This window comes from Bacillus sp. UNC322MFChir4.1, assembly GCF_000746135.1.
GTDB lineage: Bacteria > Bacillota > Bacilli > Bacillales > Bacillaceae_G > Bacillus_A.
This window is the reverse complement of the sequence record NZ_JQKQ01000025.1, coordinates 1-21961: the sequence shown is the minus strand read 5'-3', so window position 1 is coordinate 21961 and position 21961 is coordinate 1. Positions and strand designations below refer to the sequence as shown.

The window sequence follows — 21961 nt, the reverse complement described above, 5'->3', positions numbered from 1 at the left end:
CATGGCGAAACAGCTGCCAGATATCGGCGATTATAAATATGGTTTCAAAGATAAAGACGTTTCGATTTTCCGTGCTGAGCGCGGTTTAACAAAAGAAATCGTAGAAGAGATTTCACGTATGAAAGAAGAACCACAGTGGATGTTAGACTTCCGTTTAAAATCTCTGGATCACTTCTATGAAATGCCAATGCCACAATGGGGCGGAGACTTAAATGATTTAAACTTTGATGAAATTACGTACTACGTAAAACCATCTGAGAAATCTGAGAAGTCTTGGGATGAAGTACCTGATGAAATTAAAGCAACATTTGATAAATTAGGTATTCCAGAAGCAGAGCAAAAATATTTAGCGGGTGTATCTGCACAGTACGAATCTGAAGTTGTATACCACAACATGAAAGAAGACCTAGAAGCACTAGGAATCGTATTTAAAGATACAGATAGCGCATTAAAAGAGAACGAAGATATTTTCCGTGAGCATTTCGGAAAAGTAATTCCGCCAACAGATAACAAATTCTCTGCATTAAACTCTGCAGTTTGGTCTGGTGGATCATTCATCTACGTTCCAAAAGGTGTGAAAGTTGATACACCACTTCAAGCGTATTTCCGTATTAACTCTGAAAATATGGGACAATTTGAACGTACGCTTATTATCGTAGACGAAGGCGCACATGTACATTACGTAGAAGGTTGTACAGCACCTGTTTACACAACAAACTCACTTCACAGTGCGGTAGTAGAAATCATCATTAAGAAAGATGCATATTGCCGTTATACAACAATCCAAAACTGGGCAAACAACGTATACAACCTAGTTACAAAACGTGCGGTTTGTGAAGCAAACGCAACGATGGAATGGATTGACGGTAACATCGGATCAAAATTAACGATGAAATACCCAGCTGTTATCTTAAAAGGCGAAGGCGCTCGCGGTTTAACATTATCAATTGCGATTGCTGGTAAAGGCCAACACCAAGATGCTGGTGCGAAAATGATTCACTTAGCACCAAATACATCTTCAACAATCGTTTCTAAATCGATTGCAAAACATGGTGGTAAAGTAACATACCGTGGTATTGTACACTTCGGACCAAAAGCGACAAACTCTCGTTCTAACATCGAATGTGACACATTAATCATGGATAACCAATCTACATCTGATACGATCCCTTACAACGAGATCAAAAACGATCACGTTTCACTTGAGCACGAAGCGAAAGTATCAAAAGTATCAGAAGAACAATTATTCTACCTAATGAGCCGCGGTATTTCTGAGCAAGAAGCAACAGAAATGATCGTAATGGGCTTCATCGAGCCATTCACTCGCGAACTTCCAATGGAATACGCAGTAGAAATGAACCGTCTAATCAAATTTGAGATGGAAGGTTCTATCGGTTAATATTTAAAATTAGAAGCGCCCTGTTTACAGGGCGTTTTTTTCATGGCCATAAATATATCGGCGATTTTTCCGATATATCGGCGCAACTGCAGCATTTATCAGCGACTTTTATGATATATCAGCGCTTCGACATGAAATAAAGATTTTTCGATGTGAAATAAAGATTAGTCGACGATATTCGACGCGTGAAAAACGGTCTATAAAAAAATTTATCAATATACAAATATTAATATAGTATGATATGATTTTCAATATAAAAAGGAGGGATTATTTTGAAAATTCTAAACAAAACTGAAGGAATGAAAGTATTAGCATGTTTATCAATTGGTTTATGCACTTTTAACTATTCATCTATTTCTTTCGCTGAAACACCTAAAAGCAATTCAGCTGATGCAACGAAAAATGTTATTGGTATTGATACTGGTATAGGAAATCTAAAGTATAATAATCAAGAGGTTTTAGCAGTAAATGGTGATAAAGTAGAGAGTTTTGTTCCGAAAGAGGGTAAAAATTCAAATGGTAAATTTGTAGTGGTTGAACGTGAGCGTAAATCACTTACAACTTCACCAGTGGATATTTCAATTATTGATTCTGTGGCTAATCGTACTTATCCAGGGGCAGTACAACTTGCAAATAAAGCTTTTGCAGATAATCAACCTGATTTATTAGTGGCTAAGAGAAAACCTTTGAATATTAGTATAGACTTACCTGGTATGAAAAAAGAAAATACAATAACTGTCCAAAATCCAACATATGGTAATGTGTCTGGAGCAGTAGATGAGTTAGTATCTACTTGGAATGAAAAGTATTCAAAAACACATACGTTACCTGCAAGAATGCAGTATACAGAATCTATGGTGTATAGTAAATCTCAAATCGCAAGTGCTCTTAATGTTAATGCTAAATATCTTGACAATTCACTGAATATTGACTTTAAGGCGATTGCAGATGGAGAGAAAAAAGTGATGGTTGCGGCATATAAGCAAATCTTTTATACCGTAAGTGCAGAACTACCAAACAATCCATCAGATCTTTTTGATAATAGTGTTACGTTTGACGAGTTAAATCGTAAAGGGGTAAGCAATGAGGCTCCGCCTGTTATGGTGTCAAATGTAGCTTATGGTAGAACAGTTTATGTGAAATTAGAAACATCATCTAAGAGCAAAGATGTACAAGCTGCTTTTAAAGCCTTAATTAAGGGTCAAGGCGTTGAAGCGAGTGGACAGTACAAAGATATTTTTGAAGACAGTACCTTTACTGCTGTAGTATTAGGCGGAGATGCAAAAGAGCATAACAAGGTTGTTACAAAAGATTTTAATGAAATCCGAAATGTAATTAAAGATAATGCAGAATTAAGTCCTAAAAATCCAGCATACCCAATTTCATATACTAGCTCTTTCTTAAAAGATAATGCAACTGCTGCTGTTCATAACAATACAGATTATATTGAGACTACAACTACAGAATATTCTAGTGCGAAAGTGACGCTTGATCATACTGGTGCATATGTTGCTCAATTTGATGTATCTTGGGATGAATTCTCGTATGATGAAAATGGTAAAGAAGTACTATCCCATAAAACTTGGGAAGGAAACGGCAGAGACAGAACTGCTCATTTCAATACAGTAATCCCACTACCACCGAATGCGAAAAATGTAAAAGTTCTAGCAAAAGAATGTACAGGTCTTGCATGGGAATGGTGGAGAACAATTATTAATGAACAAAATGTTCCATTAACAAATGAAATAAAAGTTTCAATTGGAGGAACAACATTATATCCAACTGCTAATACTAGTCATTAATTAGAAGTGGAAGCGCCCTGTTTACAGGGCGCTTTTTTCATGACCAGAAATATATCGGCGCTTCGACATGGAAAAAAGATTCCTCGACCACGTTCGACACAAAAAAGCCACCTCATCATCAAAATGAGGTGACTTTATTAGTACGCTTATAGCGAATCCATAATTTTTTCATGCCGATGAAAATGCTGTAGCCGATTAATGCGCCGCTAGTATTCAGAATAATATCGTCCACATCAAAAATACCAGTAAAAGTTAGTGATTGCAGTAATTCGATAAAGAATACGATTTTAATAAAAAGCTTACAAGCTAATTTCCAGTTGTTTACTTTCGGGCATACATACAAATCCGATGAAATCTCACCGGATTTTTCTCCTTTAACAAGGATAGTGTGTTAAATTTTTGTTTTATAATATGGAAAATTTTGAATTAAAATGCTTTACGTTGATAAATGATTAATGATACTCCCCATGAAATCATATAAGCACATGCGATTATAACTGTAGCTATGCTACACAATGCAGGTATAGATAAGCTGAAAATAGCATCGGTAACTGTATTAAACTCTGTTGCAAGAAATTGTACCGCACCTGGACCAAAGAAAGTTAATACTAAAAATAAGCCCATAATAATCAAAAATAGATGATCTTGTTTAAATTGATAAAATAGTGGAAATGTAAAGGCGGCAAATAGTAAAAATAATGCATTGCTCATTATAATATGCTCTACAGTAAATGACTTTTGAAAGATGATAAGCATTGCGCTTGTTACAGTAATTGCTAGCAACATGTAAACAATTGCTCCAATATAACGTGAAGCGACAATTTCCTTACGTGTATATGGTAAAGAATTTAATAAAATATTTGTTTCTGCCTTTGCATCGTAGGCATGCGTATTAACTGGAATCAAAATACTTGCAATCGTAAATATTAAAATAGGATGCTTGTTCATCACAATAAAAAAGATAATAAAGCCTAAATAAAAGAGCAATTGTTTCTTCTGTAAAATTAAATCGCGTTTGATTAAATTAAGCATGATGCCCTACTCCTTTCGAGTAATACATAATATCTTCTAATGAGGCGTGTTCAATTATAACCTCATTACCAAAAATTTGTTCAACCTCAGCTACATTATTCGTTAATGCCTCAAAGCCAGTCGGTGCACGATGAACATGCATAAAGGCTTTTTCTGTATCGCGGTCTAATAAATCTGTACGACCTTTTACTAAGGCATAGTTTTCTTCCACCTCATGAATCGACTGATTAAACATTAATTTTCCCTCTTTTAAAAAGGCAATAAAATCAGCGATGCGATCTAAATCTGTCGTAATATGTGTAGAGAAGAAAATTGTGCGATTGCCATCAAGCATTAATTCATGTAGTAAATTGAGTAACTCACGTCTAAATATTGGGTCTAAGCCTGCTGTTGGCTCATCCATAATAATCAACTCGGCATGATGTGATAGCGCAAGTGCTAATGAAGCTTTCATCTGCATACCTTTTGAGAAGGTTTTAATCGCTTTATTCATCGGCAGTTCAAACTGCTCTACATACTGCTTAAATATCATTTCATCCCAGTTTTTGTAAGCGGGTGCGACCATTCGCTTAATATCCTTTAGATTTAAGCCCTCATAAAATACGTTACTATCAAAAACAAAACCGATGCGCTCTTTAATTTCCTTTTCGTGCGATGCGTAGTCTAAGCCGAAAATTTTAATCTCACCTGCATCTGGCTTTAATAAGTTCATCATCATTTTAATGATTGTCGATTTACCTGCACCATTTGCGCCAATGAAGCCTGTTACAAATCCTTTTTTGATTTGTAAATTTAATTGCTCTATCGAAAAACCTTGAAATGTTTTACTAACATTGTGTAGCTCTACTATATTCTCCATACATTTTACTCCTCATATAAAATAGTTAATAATTCTCGCAGTTCCGTTAAGGGTAGCCCGATTTCCTTACTATTAGTAATGACAGACAATAACTGTTCTTCAATAACTTTTAATTTTTTCTCACGTACTACATCTAAATTTTGTTCAGCAACAAAAGAGCCCCTACCTACAATTGAATAAATAAAGCCTGCTTTTTCTAACTCCTCATACGCGCGCTTTGTTGTGATAATACTGACTTGTAAATCCTTGGCGAGCTGGCGCATTGATGGGAGTGGCGATCCCTCTTTTAAATCACTACTCAAAATTAGTGATTTTATTTGATTGGTAATTTGTTCGTAAATTGGCTCCTTAGAACTGTTTGAAATAATTATTTGCATGCAAATCCCTCTTAGTCTTTATATTGTATATATACTTTATATACAATATATATATTTTGTATTAAAAATGCAATGTTTTTTCAGAAAATTTTTAAGGAGAATCTTTTGCTTTTCCCCTCAATGAGAGTACAATGTAAAATAGCAAGAAAAGACGAAAAGTATTTACAGGATTTAAGCTTATATATAGCGTAAACAAGAAGTATGAAATTGAGAGGAGGTTTTTTCTCTGCAAGAAGTAACAATTCATTTTTATCATACGAATGATATACATAGTCATTTTGAAAATTGGCCGCAAATTTCTCGTTTTGTGTTAGAAGAGAAAAAGCGTCGTCTTGCGGCTGGTGAAGCGGTCTTTACTTTAGATATTGGCGATCATGTTGATCGTTTTCATATGATTTCTGAGGCAACGAGTGGAAAAGGAAATGTGCAGCTTTTAAATGAAGCATTGTACGATTATGTAACGATTGGGAACAATGAAGGGATTACACTTGCTAAAGAGCAACTGGATCATCTTTATGACGATGCGAATTTTGAAGTGCTTGTTGCTAATTTATTTGAAAGTGATCAAACGCGTCCGAAGTGGGCAAAACCATATGTACTGCAAACGCTTGATAACGGAATTACGGTCCTATTTATCGGTTTAACAGTCGCATATCCTGATTTTTATGCGAAGCTAGATTGGCATATTGAAGATCCGTATTTACATTTAGAAGCGATTTTAGAAGAGGTGCGTTCGCAGGCAGATGTGATTGTTGTTTTGTCTCATTTAGGGAAGAATGCAGATGAATATATGGCAGAGCATTATGACATAGATGTGATTTTAGGTGCGCATACTCACCATTTATTTGAACGCGGCGTATTGGTAAATGGAACGCTTCTTTGCTGCGGAGAGAAGTGGGGGCATTACGTCGGACATGTGCAAATAGACGTAGATGTAGAGACAAAGAAAGTGACGAAAAAAGATGGACGGGCAATTAGTACGAGGCGATTAGGTGCATACGGGGACTTTCTTGCTTTATTAGAAGAGCTTGAACAAGACAGTAAACTCATCATGGCAGAGCCTGTTGTAACATTAAAAGAATCGTTAGAAATGGATTGGTTTCAGGAAACGAAATTTGCTCATATGCTTGCTGAGTCGCTCAAAGAATGGTGTGATGCTGAAATCGGTATGGTAAATGCAGGCGTTTTACTTGAAGGACTGCAAGAAGGTGTCGTGACAAGAGGAGATATTCATCGCATTTGTCCACATCCAATTAACCCGTGCCGTTTGCAGATAACGGGAAAAACATTACGAGATGTCATTTTGAAAGCGCGTCGTCCCAATATGGAACAGCTTGAAGTAAAAGGTTTAGGATTTCGCGGAAAAGTTATGGGAAAAATGATATATGCGGGCGTTGAAGTGATCCCAGATACGATTCCAGGTAATAAAATATTACTCGAAGATGTCGTGATCAACGGAGAATCATTAGACTTAGAACGAATTTACACAGTAGGGACAATTGATATGTTTACATTTGGCTATTTGTATCCAGAGCTTGCAGTTGTATCGGAAAAAGAATACTATATGCCAGAACTACTCCGTGATGTTTTGACAAATACATTACTGACATCTGTATCATCTGTAAAATTATAGACTATTGCGTTTGTATTCACATTCGTTTTTCTCTTTTCATACAGATAAAGAGAGAGGAGTGTGAGCTATGGTTAATATAGAACCTATTGTAATAAATGAGCATACGTTTATAGCAGTGAGTGTACAGCTTCCGAAAACAAATCTGTTAGCTGTTAAGAGCGATAAAGGATATATTATGTGCGGCGCTCTGGATGTGGGGTTATTAAATGAAAAGTTAAGTGATCGTGGCATTCTTGCCGGGCGCGCCGTTGGGGTGAGAACAATTGAGCAGTTGTTAGAAGCCCCCCTTGAATCGGTTACGGTTGAAGCAGAGAGATTAGGAATTACAGCTGGTACAATTGGAAAAGAAGCATTGTTAAAAATGATTTAATATATCGTCCCTCTTTTTTGCATATACATGTGTAAGAAGGAGGGATTTTGTTATGCGTGCGTTTCGCCCCCGAACTTCTCGATTTCGGAAAGGACCATTGCCATTTCGTTACGTATTGCTGATTTCATTCGCTATTTTTATTTTGCTTACCTTACAAGGATTGTGGATTGTGAATAAGAGCATTCAGCCGACTTTAATGAAATATGCAGAAATGCAAACGAAGCGGACGGCGACAGTTGTGATGACGAAGGCAGTGAAAGATAGGGTTGCAAAAGGCATCAACGTTGATTCATTAATGAAAGTGCAAACGGATAAGAACGGAAAAGTTTCGACAATGGATTTAAATACAGAAGCAGTTAATGAAATTTTAACGTCAACGACAACGTACATAGAGGAATATTTACACCAGGTTGAAAAAGGAAATACGAAAGCGTTAGGATTATCAGAAGATGACGGGACGGCACTATCTGTTCCGCTCGGAAGAATTACGGATAACGCATTGCTCGGTAATATAGGACCAGATATTCCGGTTACGTTTACAACAATTGGTCATGTAACGACAAATATTAAACAAGATTTCCAGCAGCAAGGGATTAATAATACGGCGATAAAAATTGTGATGGAAATTGAAGTGGCACTGCAAGTGATTATTCCGTTCCATACAAAAGAAGTAACTGTGAAGCAAGATATTCCAATTGCCACGCGCATCGTTCAAGGTGAGGTGCCTGATTATTATGGAAACGGAGGAGTTGTTGTTCCAGAAAAGAGCGAGAAAAAAGCGGCTAACTGAAATGAGCCGCTTTTTTAAAATCATTATTTCTTGGAGTTCATTCGTTCTTTTCGTTCCCATAAGCTTAAATGCATGTATGGATCAAATGCCCACTCTGTATAGCCATTATCTTTATATAACCCAAAGTGCAAGTGAGGTGGAAATTTACCAGCTGTCCCAGGGGGGCCATAGCCAGTGCTGCCGACAAATCCAATGACGGTTCCGGGTTCAATGATTTGTCCAAGCTGTATTTCTTTTGAAAATCCGCCTAAATGTGCGTAGTAATGGTAGTTGTTGTGTAAGTCACGAATACCGATGCGCCAGCCGCCAAGACGATTCCATCCTTTCGTTTCAATAATGCCATAGCAAGTAGAACGAACAGGTACACCGTGCCCGGCAAAAATGTCTGTTCCCTCATGCATCCGCCGTCCGCCAAAGCTTCGTTTCGCACCAAATGTGCTGCGGTAGCTATGACTGCTGTGAATGGGCAAGGGAAAGGCATTTCCTTCTAAATCAATTCGATTGTAATGTTTATACATACGAGCATACCCTAATATTAACTCTACTGTTTTAGCCCGTTGATAATATTCCCACAGCATAATTTTTAGTTGTTCGCGATCTGACCCGCGTTTTCCTAATATGGTAGCCATTGTATAGAGAACATCTTTTTCATTATTCTGGTCTGCCAATCCATCGTTATTTCCGTCTAACCCTATGCCTCCAAATAAGGAAATTGTGTACGGTCTTGTATCATGGAGGTCTGAATTTGCTGGACCGGACCATGCTTCTGGTTTGAAATAAATTGAAATCGTAGCATCTGGTTTTTTCGGAATATCGCGGCGTACAGAACGAATATTTCGCTCGTACTGATCAATGGCAGCGAAGTAGTACCATGGAATAAGAGAGACGGTCTCCATTTCTTTATATAATGTTATTCGCTTCTTATATATATCTTGCTTGTTTTCTTCCCCGTATACGATATTCGCTTGAAGAAGAAAAAAAATAACAAGCAAAAGGAAAAGTTTTCGATGCACGGTAGTAAGCTCCTTTCCGAATCACTACCTTTAGTGTGAGATATACACGATATTTCATTATAAGTAATAATTGGAAAGAATTCTTGCAATCTTCATTTGAGCAAATCGCTTTCATGCGATAGAATAGATATGTTACATTGAAAAAGGCGAACACGGTAAACTATTTCATATTGTGCGGAGTTGATGAACATGACAAAACAAACAGAATACAAGCGCAAGCCCGAATGGTTAAAAATTAAATTAAATACAAATGAAAACTATACAGGGTTAAAGAAGATGATGCGTTCTAAGAACCTTCATACCGTTTGTGAAGAGGCGAAATGTCCGAATATTCACGAATGCTGGGCTGTTCGTAAAACGGCAACTTTTATGATTTTAGGTGCAGTTTGTACACGTGCATGTCGTTTTTGTGCTGTTAAAACAGGCCTACCAACAGAGCTTGATTTACAAGAGCCAGAACGCGTAGCGGATTCCGTGTATCAAATGAACTTAAAACATGTTGTTATAACAGCGGTTGCACGTGATGATTTGAAAGACGGAGGAGCAGCTGTTTTTGCGGAAACAGTGCGCGCGGTTCGTCGTAAAAGTCCATTTACATCTATTGAAGTTTTACCATCTGATATGGGCGGGGTAGAAGAAAATTTAAAAATGTTAATGGATGCACGTCCTGATATTTTAAACCATAACATTGAAACAGTGCGTCGATTATCTGACCGAGTTCGTGCAAGAGCAAAATATGACCGTTCATTAGAATTTTTACGTCGTGCAAAAGAAATGCAGCCAGACATTCCAACAAAATCAAGTATCATGCTTGGACTTGGTGAAACAACAGAAGATATTATTGAAGCAATGGATGACCTGCGTGCAAACAACGTTAACATTTTAACGCTTGGTCAATATTTACAGCCGTCTAAAAAGCACTTACCGGTTATTAAATATTACACACCAGCAGAATTTGCAGAGCTAAAAGAAATTGCACTTAGCAAAGGTTTTAGTCACTGTGAGGCTGGTCCACTTGTGCGTTCTTCTTACCATGCTGATGAGCAAGTACAATCTGCAAAAGAGAATACAGTACAAGCAAAATAATGGGGAAATCCTTCTTAGTAAATCTAAGGAGGATTTTTTTTCGAGAAAGATTACTAGATATTGAAAGGACGGAATTCATGAAAGGATTTATATTATTAGGCTTTGCAATTGTAAGTGAGGTTTTTGGAACAACGATGCTAAAGTTATCAGAGGGTTTTACGAAAGTATGGCCAAGTATCGGAGTTGTTTTTGGCTTTGCATCTGCCTTTTATTTTTTGTCACAAACATTGCAGCATCTTCAAATTAGCACCGCTTATGCGATTTGGTCTGGAGTTGGTACAGCGTTAACGGCAGTAATTGGTGTTCTTATTTGGAAGGATGCTTTTACATGGCAGACACTCGTTGGTTTAGTACTTATTATTGGCGGGGTTGTTGTGTTAAATATGTCGGGTTCGGGTGCACATGGATGAAACAAGAGCTGAAATGTTCAGCTCTTGTTTCATCCATATTCTAATACGGTGTTTCCACATGTGGATAAAATTTTTCGTAATTCTTCTGTGGATAAAGAAATCGTAAATTCAGGAACACCAGGTGAAATTAATATTTTTTCGTGTTGATAAACAGAAGAATCCACAATAATTGTTACATCTTGTGTATAACCAAACGGAGCAACGCATCCTGGAATGCATCCGGTTTGCTCTCTTAGTTCATCAGGTGAACAAAGTGATACGCGTGTACCGATGATATCTTTCATTTGCTTCATATCAATACGAGATCCTTCTAACGTAAAAAAGACATAGTAAGCCCCAAATTTTGTTTTCATAAACAGGCTTTTACTCGGTTCGCCATCTAAACCAAGGCGATTTCGAATGAGCTGATCTGTTTCGTAATCTAAAATGGGTTCGTGTTCAAATTTCTCATATAAAACATTCGTTTTATGTAGCAACGAGATGACTTCTTCGTACATCGGAATACAAGCTCCTTTCGGCTCACTTTTGGAATGTTTTCCACAACTTTTCGAATTTCTTTTTGTTGATAATTTCATGTGTAAGAAATTGCCCATTATAAAAAGCGCTATATGTTGTAAAAGCACACGGCGCGGTTTGAGCAGCTTCTCGGTTTGAAATTTTATTGCGCTGAATGGCAATATTGTATTCTTGTTCAATTTCATTCAGTTCTTGCTGGACATAATAATCGGTAAACGGGCACTGATCTGTATAATAGACAACCAATCCTTCTTGTGTTTCAACGTGCATTTCTTTTGCGTTCGTATGAAATTTCGGAATAGGTGCCCCGGAATCAAACTTATACACAAGCAATTCAAAGTAAGGCGGCGCTGTATCACAAACTTCGAATCCTTTTTTCTTGAAATAACCGCCATCAGATAAATACGGGCGTTTCTTCTTGCTTGAAATCACAACAACACCGTGTTTACCGCCACTTTTTGCATCTTGTATACATTCGTCTAACAATGCCGCGCCGTGCCCATGTCCTTTAAAGCGTCCGGACACCCAAAAGCAGTTTATACACAAATATCCCGGAGCTATAATAGGTACCCAGGCGTATTCAGCTGGAAGGTATTCGATAAATACTTTTCCGTTTACATCTAGTTTTTTGAAGACAAGCCCTTCTTCAATCCGCTCTTGCAACCATGCTTTCTTTTGCTGGACTCCGCGTGCCATTCTCTTGTCGGATATAGCACAGCAAATATGTTCTGATTCTAAATTCTCGGTAGTTACTCTAATTTGTTTCACAATACATACCCCACAATCTGTGGATAATTGCTGCATCTTGTTCGATCGTAATTTCGTATACGTCTGGATTGCTTAAGCTTCTCCATGTGGAAAACTCAATGCTTTCGTCAAAAATCCTTAAGATGAGTGTGAATAAGTTACCGTGTGTAACGAGTAGTGTTACTGTTTGTGTATCATCTTGTAATATGCTGTGGATAAGTGATTGAACTCTCTCTGTCGCTTGGCGTGTAGATTCTCCGCCGGGAAAAGCGATATCTATGTCTGTAAATGTTTGCTCTAGCATTTGTAACCAATTACTCATTGGAGCGCCGCTTAATATACGCTCAGTTAATCGTTCATCCTTTTGGATAGGGAGTCCTATATGTGACGCATAAGGTGTAATGGATTGGACAGCACGAATAAAAGGACTAGAGATAATATTTTCGATTGGCAGCCGTTTTGTGATAAGAAAATTGGCAAGATCGTTTGCTTGTTGCTCACCTATTGCTGTAAGGGGAGCATCATGTTCTTGTCCAGTTGCTGCGCAGTGGCGCACAACAATTAATTTTTTCATAATGTATCCTCTCTTTTCTAACGGGTAGTAATCGTGTATAGGCGAACCTGTACGTACTTCGACAAATAGAGCGAAAAATCCTCTTTTTTCTAATTATTGGGAGCTAGTGACTACAAAAAAAGCTAAGCCAGATTGGCTTAGCTTGCATGTTCTAATGTGAATTTTGTTTTTATGTTACGAATGATCATGTAAGCACCGATACCAAACAGTATCATAAGTCCTTCGATTACGAACAAATGAATTTGTCCGCGTTGGTAGAGTGCTGCGAAAAAGTCAACAAACGCATGAAGGAATACCGCTAATCCTACAAACATGTACTTTTTATACTTTACACCGTATAAGACAAGCATTGTAAGAGCAATTTGCATAATAAAAGCAATGAGTCGTTCTACGCCGCCAAATAAATAGAGATAAGGCGAATTATGTACTAATGCGTCCTGGATAGCGCTAAGCCCTGGTGCCTTTTCAATCATTTTGGCGAAGGTGCCGTTATTAATAGCGAAAGCAAATACAAGAGTTTGGGCGCTGACAGTTGCTCCAATTAATAATGATTCAATTCCCCCGTGACCAATTCCATAAGCGAGACCGTCTTTATATTCTTGATACTTTTTGAGCAGGAAGTAAAAGGCGATAAAACGTCCAAGTTCTTCAAAAATGCCAGCTGTTAATCCGCCATATAGGGCATAGATAAACGAATTTTTTAACAGGGAAGCTGTCGCTGGATTCCCAAATATAAATACATGTAATGTTTTCTCTAAAATTTGTGAGAATCCAATAAAAAATACAATTCCGACACCGACAATTTTGAAAGAGATGCTATACTTTTTCCGAAAATAAATGAGAGCAATAATCGGAATAAGAACAGAAATCGCGATTTGGACGATTATACTCCCAATTGCTGCATTTGAAACCATAATTTTCACCACTTTCTAATATATATACTATACATTATGCATGAAAAACGGTGAAATGTTTAGGAAATAACCTGAGATTATCTTCCCAGGTTATTTAACGCACCCCGTTCTAACGGGCCGTACTTTACTTCATCGTATTAGGCATTGTATCTGTTTGCGTATTATTTAAATGTGGTTTTTTGCTCATCTCATGTTTGAGCATATCAATTGTTTGGGCATATTCTTTATCGTTTAATGTTCCTGATTTTAGCCCTTGAATTTGTGATATTAATTTTTGTTCTGTTGATACATATGCTTTGTAATAGCGGGGAACGATAGACAATGCTGTTTTTTGGACTTGATCAGCAACTAAAGCTGGATCTGTTGTGTTTGCTCGGTAGACAATAAACACTTCGTCATCTGTTACAAGTGTTGCGGCGTTCATTACATCTGGTAGTTTCACGGTTAAATCTGTAATCATTTCTGCTAATCGTTCCTTGTTAATGGAACCAACTTGGCGATTGGACACTTCATCTTTTTGTTTGTGAGAATAGCCAACCCTTGTTAACATTCGGTTTGGGACGTCCTTCCCGTATAAGTCTTTATGTTCTGACACGAGTACACGGCTTCCTTCTTCACGTTCCATTTCTGCTTTCTTTGTTTGACATCCAGTAAAGATGGAAAGAGTGAGAAGGGTTAAAAGCAGTTGTTTTTTCATGATGATGTTCTCCTTATTTGATGTAAGCTCGATTAGTTCAACTAACCTTTTGGAGAAGAACGCTCCAAAAGAAAGTTTCACCTTACCCCGCTCTAACGGGCAGTAAAAGTTAGAGAAAGCAAAGAAGCATTAACTGCCCGTAAGAGCCCGATTGGTTCAACTAACCTTTTGGAGAAAAGCGCTCCAAAAGGAAGTTTCACCTTATAGCATTTCCCACTAAGAAGGTTTTTTGTATTTGAAATTGTTGGTTTTGTGGCTTTATGATACGATAAAAAGAAGAAAGAATAGGAAAGGGATTGGAAAATGGAGCAGAAACAGGAGATTCGCACTACAGTTTATGTGAATAATATCCATTATGAAGTAATCGAAGAGAACCGAAATGGATTTAATGAAGAAGCATTTAAAGCTCGTTATGCAGAAATTTTAAATAAATATGATTATATTGTGGGCGATTGGGGTTATGATCAGCTTCGTTTACGCGGCTTTTTTGATGATAGTAATCAGCGCGCGACGTATGATACAAAAATTAGTACGTTATCAGAGTATTTATATGAGTACTGTAATTTTGGATGTTCCTATTTTGTATTGAGAAAAGTGAAGAAATAAAAAGAAGGAGCTGGCTTTAAAAGTCCAGCTCCTTTTTGCTTGGATAGGTTTCAAATTACATGTATATAGAAATGAAGTCACCAGCTGCAAGTTTGGCATTTGGTTTAATTTGTTGCCCGTTTAGTTGAATAGCGCCTTCTTTAATTTTTTCTGTAATGATGGTACGGCTCCATTCTGAAATGTAGCTGGCAAGTGCTTTGTCGATGCGAAATATGCCGTACACGGATTGTAATAGAATGGTTAGTTCAGTTGTTCCCGCAGCTTGATAGGGCGTGATTGAAATGTTGTTGATTGCTTCTTGTTGTTCTTCTTGAAAGGTATTAACTGTTTCGACGTGCTCAGTATAGGTTTTATAAATACGTAACTTTTTGTTCCACGTATGTCCTTTTTCGCATTTGTAAATCGCAAAGCGGTAAATGTTTTTACCGTTCGCGTTATGTCTGCGAATCTGTGTATCCGTAAAAATAACTGTGTAACCACAATTTTTACAATGTTTTTCGATAGTTGTTTCTAATTCAGTTTTATATAAGTTCCAAGAAAGTTGTACGTTCTGCATTTTCCTTCACCTCGTATTTAGATAAAGGAACGTGAGACATCTATTTGGATGTCTTGCGGTATGAAATATAGAAAAAAGAGAAAAATAAAAGAAGGTTCCCCTATGAGGAACCTTCGTAACCATCATACTGCAGATGTGCTACGTTCCTTTGTAATGGGAATTGGGCAGACTACTCCCTTGAAAAAGCATTGTGCTTTTTTGAGAGTAATGCTATCCAGTTGCTGATCCATTACAAAGTATATGTTGGCATACGTAGTGTAACATCCTTTCCATCCAAATAGATTTGTTATTAGTGTACCACAGTAAACTGAAAATTCAAAACGAATAATACAAAAAATTACCAGCTCTATGATAAGCTGGTAATTTGGATTACATCAGTTCAAATAAAAATGAGCGTAATTCTTCTGCGTTTTCTTCAGAAATCGAAAATGCATGTTCTAAGTAGCCAGGTTCTTCTAAATCGTCACGACCGATAATTGCAAATTTATTGCGCTGCATATCAAGGACGATTGTTTTGCCATAATGACGATCGGAGTACAAAAGCGCTAAATCGTGGCGCTCGTTTTCTCCCATAAAGCTTACGAAACGCGTTTTTGTTTCTACTGTGTCATCGTAAAGAAAAAAACGTTCTTCCATGAACATGACTCCTTTTTAAATATCTAAATTTAAGTGTGGTTTATGATCTAAATGATGGTGCGTTTTAATAAAGCGCACTGTTCTTGTTTTATAGCGCATAACGATTGAATATGTTTCTGCTAAATCGCCGCCAAGGAATTTCACACCGTCTAATAACTCGCCAGCAGATACACCTGTTGCTGAGAAGATGGCATCATCACCAGATACTAAATCATCTAGCATTAGCAGTTGACGCGGGTTTTCTAAGCCCATTGTTAGGCAGCGTTCTTCTTCTTCTTTATTCATTGGGACGAGACGTGCTTGCATCTCTCCGCCAAGGCATTTTAGTGCAGCCGCAGAGATAACGCCTTCTGGGGCACCACCAGTACCGATAAATAAGTCGATTCCTGTGCCTGGAAGAGCTGTTGCGATAGATGCACCAACATCACCATCACCGAATAATTTTACGCGTGCACCTTTTGCGCGAACACGGTCAATAATCTCTTGATGACGTTCACGTTCTTGGATAATAATTGTTAAGTCACGAATTTTTTTATTGTTTGCTTCTGCTACAATTTCAATTGTTTTTTCGATTGGATCATCTAAGCTAATTTTACCAGCTGCATTTGGGCCAACCGCGATTTTTTCCATATACATATCAGGAGCATGTAGAAGGTTTCCTTTATCAGCGACAGCGATAACAGCCATTGCGTTTGCAAGACCTTTCGCTACGATATTTGTTCCTTCTAACGGGTCAACGGCAATGTCTACTTCTGGACCGTTTCCTGTTCCGAGCTTTTCCCCAATGTAAAGCATCGGTGCTTCATCTAGTTCCCCTTCGCCTATCACAACAGTACCTGCCATGTTAACAGAGTCAAACATTGTACGCATTGCAGTTGTTGCAGCGTCATCTGCTTCATTTTTCTTCCCGCGGCCCATCCATTGTGCTGATGCAAGGGCTGCTGCTTCTGTTACACGGACAATTTCTAATGCGAGTTCACGTTCCATTGTGACATTCCTCCAATTTCGAAAATCATACAAATATAACTATAACAAAGAACGTGAAAAAGGTGAATTCGAAAAATTGTCGATTTTTTTTGAATAAAGGGTTACAATTGGGAATGAAAATGCTTTAATTTCCAGGTAGGTGACATATATGTATTTTGTAGACCGTAAAAAAATTGAACAAATGTTACAGTGTTTAGAGAAAGTTGTTGCAGCATTTCAAGCAAATCAAGAATATAAGGGAGCGCTTGAGGAATATGCGTTAGAGCGTATGGCGCATCTTATGATTGATTGTATTTTAGACGTAGGTAATGCCATGATTGATGGATTTATTATGCGCGACCCGGGTAGCTATGAAGATATTATTGATATTTTAATGGATGAAAAAGTGGTTACAAATGAAGAGGGAGAACGTTTAAAAGAAGTCATTCGTCTTCGTAAAATGATTGTGCAGGATTATATAAGTATGAACCATGAAGAAGTGTATCATACAGTGCAAAAGCATATTGATATGATCAAACAATATCCTATTAATATTCGCCGTTATTTGGAACAAGAGCTTGGTCCTGTATCTGCGTTTGTGGGAGAATAGATTATTTTTAGCTCTAATGGACCATGATGTATGCTGTCCATTAGAGCTTTTTAGAGGGGAGTAAACAATGGGGGAAGCGGCACGTTCCACAAGGGAGGAACTTATCCAACTTTTGAAAGTACGAGGAGAACAAACTGTTGCGTTATTAGCAGAAGCGTTGCAAGTTACAGAGATGGCCGTACGTCGTCATTTAAGTAAGCTTGAAAAAGATGAGCTCATTGAAATGAAAATGGTACGGCAGCATGTCGGAAGACCAATGTATGTCTACTGTTTAAGTGAAAAAGGCGAGGACTTGTTTCCGAAGCAGTATAAGCAGTTTGCAGTCGAAATGCTAGAAGATTTACAACGTATTGGTGATGAAGAACTTGTTAATGTACTTTTGCGGGCGCGAACAGACCGTATGGAAGAACAATTAGCGAAACGTGTAAATCGAAAGGAAACAACATTAGAGCGCTTAAAAGAAATTGCAATTATGCAAGAAAAAAATGGGTATATGGTACGCGTAGAACAAGAGAGTGAGCATTCTTTCATCCTACAAAAGCAAAATTGTCCGTTAATAGAGGTAGCTGAAAAGTTTCCGCAAATTTGTCATGATGAGAAAAGTATGTATAATAAGCTATTGCCAACCGCTGATGTAAAAGTATTATCGAGTATGTGCGGGGGAGACTGTTTCTGTTCGTATCAAATCATGGAAAAAAAATGAACTTTATGGGACGCTTTTTGAAAAAGCGTTTTTTTCTTTTGGAAAAGAGGATACGATAAGAAGCGAGTATGTATCAAGAAGGAGTGACACCTGTGTATAAAGGCTATTTAATTGATTTAGACGGAACAATGTACCGAGGCGAAGAACGAATTGAAGAGGCGAGCGATTTTGTAAAGGCGCTGCAGGAGCGTAACTTACCTTATTTATTTGTGACAAACAACTCAACACGTAAACCAGAGCAAGTTGCAGACAAGCTTATGCAGTTTGATATTCCGGCCACGCCAGAGCAAGTCTTTACAACAAGCATGGCCACAGCGAATTTTATATATGAAAGAAAACAAAATGCTTCTGTATATATGATTGGAGAAGAAGGGTTACGCGTTGCGCTTGTGGAAAAAGGATTCACACTTGTGGATAGTAATCCGGATTTTGTCGTTGTTGGGTTAGATCGAGAAGTTACATATGAAAAACTAACAAAAGCATGCTTAGCGGTTCGAAACGGAGCGACATTCATTTCAACAAACGGTGATATTGCCATTCCGACAGAACGCGGCTTATTACCAGGGAACGGTTCCTTAACATCCGTTGTAACAGTATCCACAACAGTAAATCCGATTTTCATTGGTAAACCAGAATCCATTATTATGGAGCAAGCATTAAAAGTGCTCGGAACAACGAAAGAAGAGACTTTAATGGTTGGGGATAACTACGACACGGACATTTTAGCAGGCATGAATGCGGGCATGGATACATTACTTGTCCACACAGGAGTCACATCTGTGGAAAAACTAACTGAATATGACGTGCAACCAACGCATGTTGTCCACAGTTTGACGGAGTGGATTGAGAAGATGTAAGAAGAGATAGGCAATCGTAAATGATTGCCTATTTTTTATTACAAAAAAATTCATGTGGTCGAATTGTGTGAGATTTTCTTTCTTTCTTGTTGAATAGATGAATGGTATAATTTGGAACAAATATGATGAGGAGGCGTACATATGAAGTGCACAAAAATGATGAGGGTACAAATTCAAGGGGATAACGTATCATTTACCCTATAAACTGCGTGGTTCCCCTTTAATATGGGGGTATCATCCTGATGGAAAAAGATTTGTCGAATTATTTGTTTACTGATATGAAGAAGGCTTTTTTATGGCTTGGTTTTCTTGCTTTCTTCAGTGTATTGAACGAAATGGTATTTAATGTAGTTTTACCTGATATCGCCAAAGACTTTGGTATACCACCGTCTTTGGCTAACTGGGTAAATACAAGTTTTATGATTTCATTTGCGATTGGGTCAATCACGTACGGAACATTAAGTGATAAATATAGTGTGAAGAAATTACTTGTCTTTGGTTTGCTAGCTTATAGTGGTGGATCAATTTTAGGGGTGTTGGCACATTCTCATTTTTTTGCTGTAATTGCTGCGCGTTTTATTCAAGGTGTTGGGGCATCGGCAGTGCCAGCGCTTATTATGGTAATTGTTGCACGCTACGTGAAATCAGAAGACCGCGGGAAAGCATTTGGTATAATCGGCTCGTTAGTAGCTATGGGGGAAGGAATAGGCCCAGCTCTTGGCGGGATGATTGCCCATTATGTACAATGGCCCGTTCTTTTTCTGATCCCGATAATAACACTTTTCACGATCCCTTTTTTTCTAAAAGAACTTCCGAATGAATCCACAAAAGAGAAGAGGGTAGATACTTTTGGGATAGCGTTACTGTCCTGTGGAATTGTCACATTCACTATATATACAACGCAATATAATTGGTTGTATTTGGCGATTAGTTTTGCATTGTTTGCAGGTTTCACTTGGCATATACACAAGGCTGAACAGCCTTTTATAGAACCAAGATTATTGATGAACCGAAAGTTTATATTTGGAGTTCTAACTGGTTGCATTCTTCTAGGTACTGTGGCGGGTTGTATATCAATGATTCCTTATATGATGAGAGGTGTACACCAACTGTCTGCAAATATGATTGGGTGGGTGATATTCCCGGGAACGATGAGTGTCATACTATTTAGCACTGTTGGTGGCAGTCTAGTTGATAAACGAGGAACGACATTTGTTCTATGGCTTGGCTCATCTTTCATTCTTGCAAGTTTTTTTATCCTTTCATTATTTGCAGATCAAACACCATTGTTAGTTTCAGGTATGTTAATTGTAATGTTTGGTGGACTCTCTTTCGTTAAAACAGTAATTTCTACGAGTGTTGCGGCTGCTTTAGGGACGAAGGAAGTCGGTGCGGGTATGGGATTTCTCAGCTTCGCCTGCTTCTTAGCAGAAGGATTAGGGATGGCTCTAGTTGGCGGGTTATTAACAAAACATATACTAGAATATCCGTTACTTTCCACTATACAAAATGCGAAAGCGTACTTGTATAGTAATTTACTACTCGTTTTTATTGTTGCCGTATTAATTGGGGCAACCATCTATACGGTAGCTTATAGCCGAAGAAGAAATGAATTGTAATGGATGTTGAGAAGCCGAACAAAGTGTTTGGCTTCTTTTTAATTACTTAGTCATTCCATGAAAAACCGATAGAAAAGCATTTTTTTAAGTGGTCTGGGTGGGACTGACGATGTATAGTAACGGTCAGTGCCTGTTCTTGACACGCGCAAAATTTTAAAACAAATAGGGGTACCGCCCCATTGCCATCAACTTAAGGGTACTAAGGGGTTATATGTGAGGATTATTCCTTTAAATTACTACGACTGTATTAAAGATAGGCATAACAAATAAACCTATTAACTAGGCATTTTAAAAAATATTATGCAGCCTTGAAACTTTTTGACAACATATAATCATACACAACACCTAAGATATCAAAGACGGTTTTCTTTTCGTACCGGTGCGATTTTCTTCCGTTTTTTTCTAAAAGGTAAAACAAACGCAGTAAAACTTTTAATAATTCATGGCTGCCCTTCTGTAGTCCCTCATAAAACATTAGATAATAATTCTTTATCATATAGATGGATTTGTATTCACTTAACTCTTTCTTTTTCTTATCCAAGAGTAATTGACGCATTTTAAACATCGTCGATGAACAGAGTAAAATACTAATGAGTTGCCCATATAAATGGCATTCTAAGCGTTCTTTTTTGATTTCTTTGCATTTGTCAATTTGAAAGAAAGATTTCCATGTTTTGAACAAAATTTCAATTTGCCAGCGTAATGAATACAAGTCATGGATATGTTCCGTTGGAACATTTTCTGCAGGAAGATTCGTAATATACACATTGATCCCACTCAATCGCTTACTTCGTTCTTTGTAGGTAATACCTTTCTTCTTTTCTTTTTTGGCTTGTTCCTTCAACCTTTTCTCTGTTTGTTCCTTTGTTAATCGATGAATAATAACACGAGCTGGTAATTTTTGATACTGTCCAATGTATGCCTCTGAAATCTCCATTGTTTGACCAGGGGACAATTGATTCATGAGTTCTTCCATATCTAACTGAATATAGAGTGATCCTTTCTTCACGGTTCCATTTCGAAAATACTCTGGCTTATCATTCTTACGATAGATTCGAGAATTTAATTTCAAACGTGAGATATAGTAAGCTCCTTTATCATGGATCTTCTGTAAGTCATGTAAGTCGAAATAGCCTAAATCTCTTATATACAAGTCTTTTGGTCGAATGGTTTGTAGGCTTGTTGAACC

General features: G+C 37.6%; 27 protein-coding genes. 13 read left to right on the top strand and 14 right to left on the bottom strand.

The genetic code is table 11. The features are described 5' to 3' along the window. The first annotated feature begins 1 nt into the window (after position 1). Positions 2–1399: a Fe-S cluster assembly protein SufB gene (gene sufB / locus BR72_RS11365; protein WP_020063240.1), complete on the top strand. Its 1398-nt coding sequence runs from the start codon at positions 2–4 to the stop codon at positions 1397–1399. Positions 1400–1698: 299 nt separating this feature from the next. Next, complete coding sequence (locus BR72_RS11360; protein ID WP_051957304.1) at positions 1699–3201, top strand: thiol-activated cytolysin family protein; 1503 nt, start codon at positions 1699–1701, stop codon at positions 3199–3201. Between the two features lie 118 nt (positions 3202–3319). Here the strand turns inward: BR72_RS11360 and BR72_RS25575 are convergent, their stop codons facing one another. The 4 genes from BR72_RS25575 to BR72_RS11345 all read right to left on the bottom strand — a co-directional run bounded on the left by BR72_RS25575 (position 3320) and on the right by BR72_RS11345 (position 5469). Next, on the bottom strand, positions 3320–3544 hold the full coding sequence (locus BR72_RS25575) for a VanZ family protein (protein ID WP_231559709.1): 225 nt from the start codon (positions 3542–3544) through the stop codon (positions 3320–3322). A gap of 83 nt (positions 3545–3627) precedes the next feature. Then, the gene (locus BR72_RS11355; RefSeq protein ID WP_035433095.1) at positions 3628–4233 is read right to left on the bottom strand and encodes an ABC-2 transporter permease; all 606 of its coding nucleotides are present in this window, start codon (positions 4231–4233) and stop codon (positions 3628–3630) included. Continuing rightward, positions 4226–5092 (bottom strand): ABC transporter ATP-binding protein, encoded by an 867-nt coding sequence (locus tag BR72_RS11350; protein WP_035433093.1) that lies wholly within the window; start codon positions 5090–5092, stop codon positions 4226–4228. The genes BR72_RS11355 and BR72_RS11350 overlap by 8 nt, the downstream gene beginning before the upstream one ends. 5 nt (positions 5093–5097) lie before the next feature. After that, complete coding sequence (locus BR72_RS11345) at positions 5098–5469, bottom strand: GntR family transcriptional regulator (RefSeq protein ID WP_035433092.1); 372 nt, start codon at positions 5467–5469, stop codon at positions 5098–5100. 226 nt (positions 5470–5695) lie between these two features. On the opposite strand from BR72_RS11345, the gene BR72_RS11340 reads away from it, so the two are divergent. The 3 genes from BR72_RS11340 (at position 5696) to yunB (ending at position 8262) form a co-directional block, all read left to right on the top strand. After that, positions 5696–7102 (top strand): bifunctional metallophosphatase/5'-nucleotidase, encoded by a 1407-nt coding sequence (locus BR72_RS11340; protein ID WP_331280394.1) that lies wholly within the window; start codon positions 5696–5698, stop codon positions 7100–7102. Positions 7103–7169: 67 nt separating this feature from the next. Next, positions 7170–7472 (top strand): YunC family protein, encoded by a 303-nt coding sequence (locus tag BR72_RS11335; RefSeq protein ID WP_035433091.1) that lies wholly within the window; start codon positions 7170–7172, stop codon positions 7470–7472. 52 nt (positions 7473–7524) lie between these two features. Beyond that, positions 7525–8262: a sporulation protein YunB gene (gene yunB, locus BR72_RS11330; RefSeq protein ID WP_035433089.1), complete on the top strand. Its 738-nt coding sequence runs from the start codon at positions 7525–7527 to the stop codon at positions 8260–8262. Between the two features lie 23 nt (positions 8263–8285). Here yunB and BR72_RS11325 read toward each other — a convergent pair whose 3' ends face one another. Continuing rightward, positions 8286–9275 (bottom strand): M23 family metallopeptidase, encoded by a 990-nt coding sequence (locus tag BR72_RS11325; protein WP_035433087.1) that lies wholly within the window; start codon positions 9273–9275, stop codon positions 8286–8288. Positions 9276–9464: 189 nt separating this feature from the next. Between BR72_RS11325 and lipA the strand changes: the two genes are divergently transcribed. Together lipA and BR72_RS11315 are read left to right on the top strand one after the other, a co-directional pair. Next, positions 9465–10361 (top strand): lipoyl synthase, encoded by an 897-nt coding sequence (gene lipA / locus BR72_RS11320; RefSeq protein WP_035433085.1) that lies wholly within the window; start codon positions 9465–9467, stop codon positions 10359–10361. Positions 10362–10438: 77 nt separating this feature from the next. Then, positions 10439–10771, top strand: a complete 333-nt coding sequence (locus BR72_RS11315; RefSeq protein WP_035433083.1) for a DMT family transporter — start codon at positions 10439–10441, stop codon at positions 10769–10771. A gap of 29 nt (positions 10772–10800) precedes the next feature. Here BR72_RS11315 and BR72_RS11310 read toward each other — a convergent pair whose 3' ends face one another. From BR72_RS11310 to BR72_RS11290, 5 genes are all read right to left on the bottom strand, one after another. Continuing rightward, positions 10801–11268 carry a YbaK/EbsC family protein gene (locus BR72_RS11310; protein ID WP_035433081.1) on the bottom strand — a complete coding sequence of 156 codons (468 nt, stop codon included), beginning with the start codon at positions 11266–11268 and terminating at the stop codon, positions 10801–10803. A gap of 22 nt (positions 11269–11290) precedes the next feature. Continuing rightward, positions 11291–11983 (bottom strand): N-acetyltransferase, encoded by a 693-nt coding sequence (locus BR72_RS11305; protein ID WP_081904868.1) that lies wholly within the window; start codon positions 11981–11983, stop codon positions 11291–11293. A gap of 58 nt (positions 11984–12041) precedes the next feature. Then, positions 12042–12608, bottom strand: a complete 567-nt coding sequence (locus tag BR72_RS11300; protein ID WP_035433079.1) for a histidine phosphatase family protein — start codon at positions 12606–12608, stop codon at positions 12042–12044. Between the two features lie 137 nt (positions 12609–12745). Then, positions 12746–13522, bottom strand: coding sequence for a YhfC family intramembrane metalloprotease (locus BR72_RS11295; protein WP_035433077.1), 777 nt, complete (start codon positions 13520–13522; stop codon positions 12746–12748). A gap of 124 nt (positions 13523–13646) precedes the next feature. Continuing rightward, positions 13647–14219 (bottom strand): YhcN/YlaJ family sporulation lipoprotein, encoded by a 573-nt coding sequence (locus tag BR72_RS11290; RefSeq protein WP_035433075.1) that lies wholly within the window; start codon positions 14217–14219, stop codon positions 13647–13649. 303 nt (positions 14220–14522) lie between these two features. Here BR72_RS11290 and BR72_RS11285 point away from each other — a divergent pair, with 303 nt between their 5' ends. After that, the gene (locus BR72_RS11285) at positions 14523–14825 is read left to right on the top strand and encodes a YutD family protein (protein ID WP_035433073.1); all 303 of its coding nucleotides are present in this window, start codon (positions 14523–14525) and stop codon (positions 14823–14825) included. Positions 14826–14880: 55 nt separating this feature from the next. On the opposite strand, the gene BR72_RS11280 is transcribed toward BR72_RS11285, so the two are convergent. From BR72_RS11280 to glpX, 3 genes are all read right to left on the bottom strand, one after another. Then, positions 14881–15381, bottom strand: coding sequence for an Hsp15 family protein (locus tag BR72_RS11280; RefSeq protein WP_035433071.1), 501 nt, complete (start codon positions 15379–15381; stop codon positions 14881–14883). Positions 15382–15750: 369 nt separating this feature from the next. Beyond that, entirely contained in the window at positions 15751–16017 is a 267-nt protein-coding gene (locus BR72_RS11275) for a DUF3055 domain-containing protein (RefSeq protein WP_020063086.1), read from the bottom strand. A gap of 15 nt (positions 16018–16032) precedes the next feature. Further along, the gene (gene glpX, locus BR72_RS11270; RefSeq protein WP_035433069.1) at positions 16033–17004 is read right to left on the bottom strand and encodes a class II fructose-bisphosphatase; all 972 of its coding nucleotides are present in this window, start codon (positions 17002–17004) and stop codon (positions 16033–16035) included. Positions 17005–17152: 148 nt separating this feature from the next. On the opposite strand from glpX, the gene hepT reads away from it, so the two are divergent. From hepT to BR72_RS11250, 5 genes are all read left to right on the top strand, one after another. Continuing rightward, positions 17153–17593: a type VII toxin-antitoxin system HepT family RNase toxin gene (hepT, locus tag BR72_RS11265; RefSeq protein WP_035433066.1), complete on the top strand. Its 441-nt coding sequence runs from the start codon at positions 17153–17155 to the stop codon at positions 17591–17593. 67 nt (positions 17594–17660) lie between these two features. Continuing rightward, complete coding sequence (locus tag BR72_RS11260) at positions 17661–18296, top strand: helix-turn-helix transcriptional regulator (RefSeq protein WP_035433064.1); 636 nt, start codon at positions 17661–17663, stop codon at positions 18294–18296. Between the two features lie 92 nt (positions 18297–18388). Continuing rightward, the gene (locus BR72_RS11255; RefSeq protein WP_035433244.1) at positions 18389–19153 is read left to right on the top strand and encodes a TIGR01457 family HAD-type hydrolase; all 765 of its coding nucleotides are present in this window, start codon (positions 18389–18391) and stop codon (positions 19151–19153) included. A gap of 141 nt (positions 19154–19294) precedes the next feature. Next, complete coding sequence (locus BR72_RS27660; protein WP_141771655.1) at positions 19295–19357, top strand: tetracycline resistance efflux system leader peptide; 63 nt, start codon at positions 19295–19297, stop codon at positions 19355–19357. 74 nt (positions 19358–19431) lie between these two features. Beyond that, a complete protein-coding gene (locus BR72_RS11250) occupies positions 19432–20772 on the top strand; it encodes an MFS transporter (protein ID WP_442852845.1) in 1341 nt (446 codons plus the stop codon). A gap of 298 nt (positions 20773–21070) precedes the next feature. Here the strand turns inward: BR72_RS11250 and BR72_RS11245 are convergent. Continuing rightward, positions 21071–21961 (bottom strand): IS4 family transposase (locus tag BR72_RS11245; RefSeq protein ID WP_035433060.1); only part of this gene is annotated, 891 nt, incomplete at its 5' end.

Coding starts and splice junctions, on each gene's coding strand:
- sufB (WP_020063240.1), top strand. CDS start 2: ATGGCGAAACAGCTGCCAGATATCGGCGATTATAAATATGGTTTCAAA.
- BR72_RS11360 (WP_051957304.1), top strand. CDS start 1,699: ATGAAAGTATTAGCATGTTTATCAATTGGTTTATGCACTTTTAACTAT.
- BR72_RS11355 (WP_035433095.1), bottom strand. CDS start 4,233: ATGCTTAATTTAATCAAACGCGATTTAATTTTACAGAAGAAACAATTG.
- BR72_RS11350 (WP_035433093.1), bottom strand. CDS start 5,092: ATGGAGAATATAGTAGAGCTACACAATGTTAGTAAAACATTTCAAGGT.
- BR72_RS11345 (WP_035433092.1), bottom strand. CDS start 5,469: ATGCAAATAATTATTTCAAACAGTTCTAAGGAGCCAATTTACGAACAA.
- BR72_RS11335 (WP_035433091.1), top strand. CDS start 7,170: ATGGTTAATATAGAACCTATTGTAATAAATGAGCATACGTTTATAGCA.
- yunB (WP_035433089.1), top strand. CDS start 7,525: ATGCGTGCGTTTCGCCCCCGAACTTCTCGATTTCGGAAAGGACCATTG.
- lipA (WP_035433085.1), top strand. CDS start 9,465: ATGACAAAACAAACAGAATACAAGCGCAAGCCCGAATGGTTAAAAATT.
- BR72_RS11315 (WP_035433083.1), top strand. CDS start 10,439: ATGAAAGGATTTATATTATTAGGCTTTGCAATTGTAAGTGAGGTTTTT.
- BR72_RS11310 (WP_035433081.1), bottom strand. CDS start 11,268: ATGTACGAAGAAGTCATCTCGTTGCTACATAAAACGAATGTTTTATAT.
- BR72_RS11305 (WP_081904868.1), bottom strand. CDS start 11,983: ATGGCACGCGGAGTCCAGCAAAAGAAAGCATGGTTGCAAGAGCGGATT.
- BR72_RS11300 (WP_035433079.1), bottom strand. CDS start 12,608: ATGAAAAAATTAATTGTTGTGCGCCACTGCGCAGCAACTGGACAAGAA.
- BR72_RS11295 (WP_035433077.1), bottom strand. CDS start 13,522: ATGGTTTCAAATGCAGCAATTGGGAGTATAATCGTCCAAATCGCGATT.
- BR72_RS11290 (WP_035433075.1), bottom strand. CDS start 14,219: ATGAAAAAACAACTGCTTTTAACCCTTCTCACTCTTTCCATCTTTACT.
- BR72_RS11285 (WP_035433073.1), top strand. CDS start 14,523: ATGGAGCAGAAACAGGAGATTCGCACTACAGTTTATGTGAATAATATC.
- BR72_RS11280 (WP_035433071.1), bottom strand. CDS start 15,381: ATGCAGAACGTACAACTTTCTTGGAACTTATATAAAACTGAATTAGAA.
- BR72_RS11275 (WP_020063086.1), bottom strand. CDS start 16,017: ATGGAAGAACGTTTTTTTCTTTACGATGACACAGTAGAAACAAAAACG.
- glpX (WP_035433069.1), bottom strand. CDS start 17,004: ATGGAACGTGAACTCGCATTAGAAATTGTCCGTGTAACAGAAGCAGCA.
- hepT (WP_035433066.1), top strand. CDS start 17,153: ATGTATTTTGTAGACCGTAAAAAAATTGAACAAATGTTACAGTGTTTA.
- BR72_RS11260 (WP_035433064.1), top strand. CDS start 17,661: ATGGGGGAAGCGGCACGTTCCACAAGGGAGGAACTTATCCAACTTTTG.
- BR72_RS11250 (WP_442852845.1), top strand. CDS start 19,432: ATGAAGAAGGCTTTTTTATGGCTTGGTTTTCTTGCTTTCTTCAGTGTA.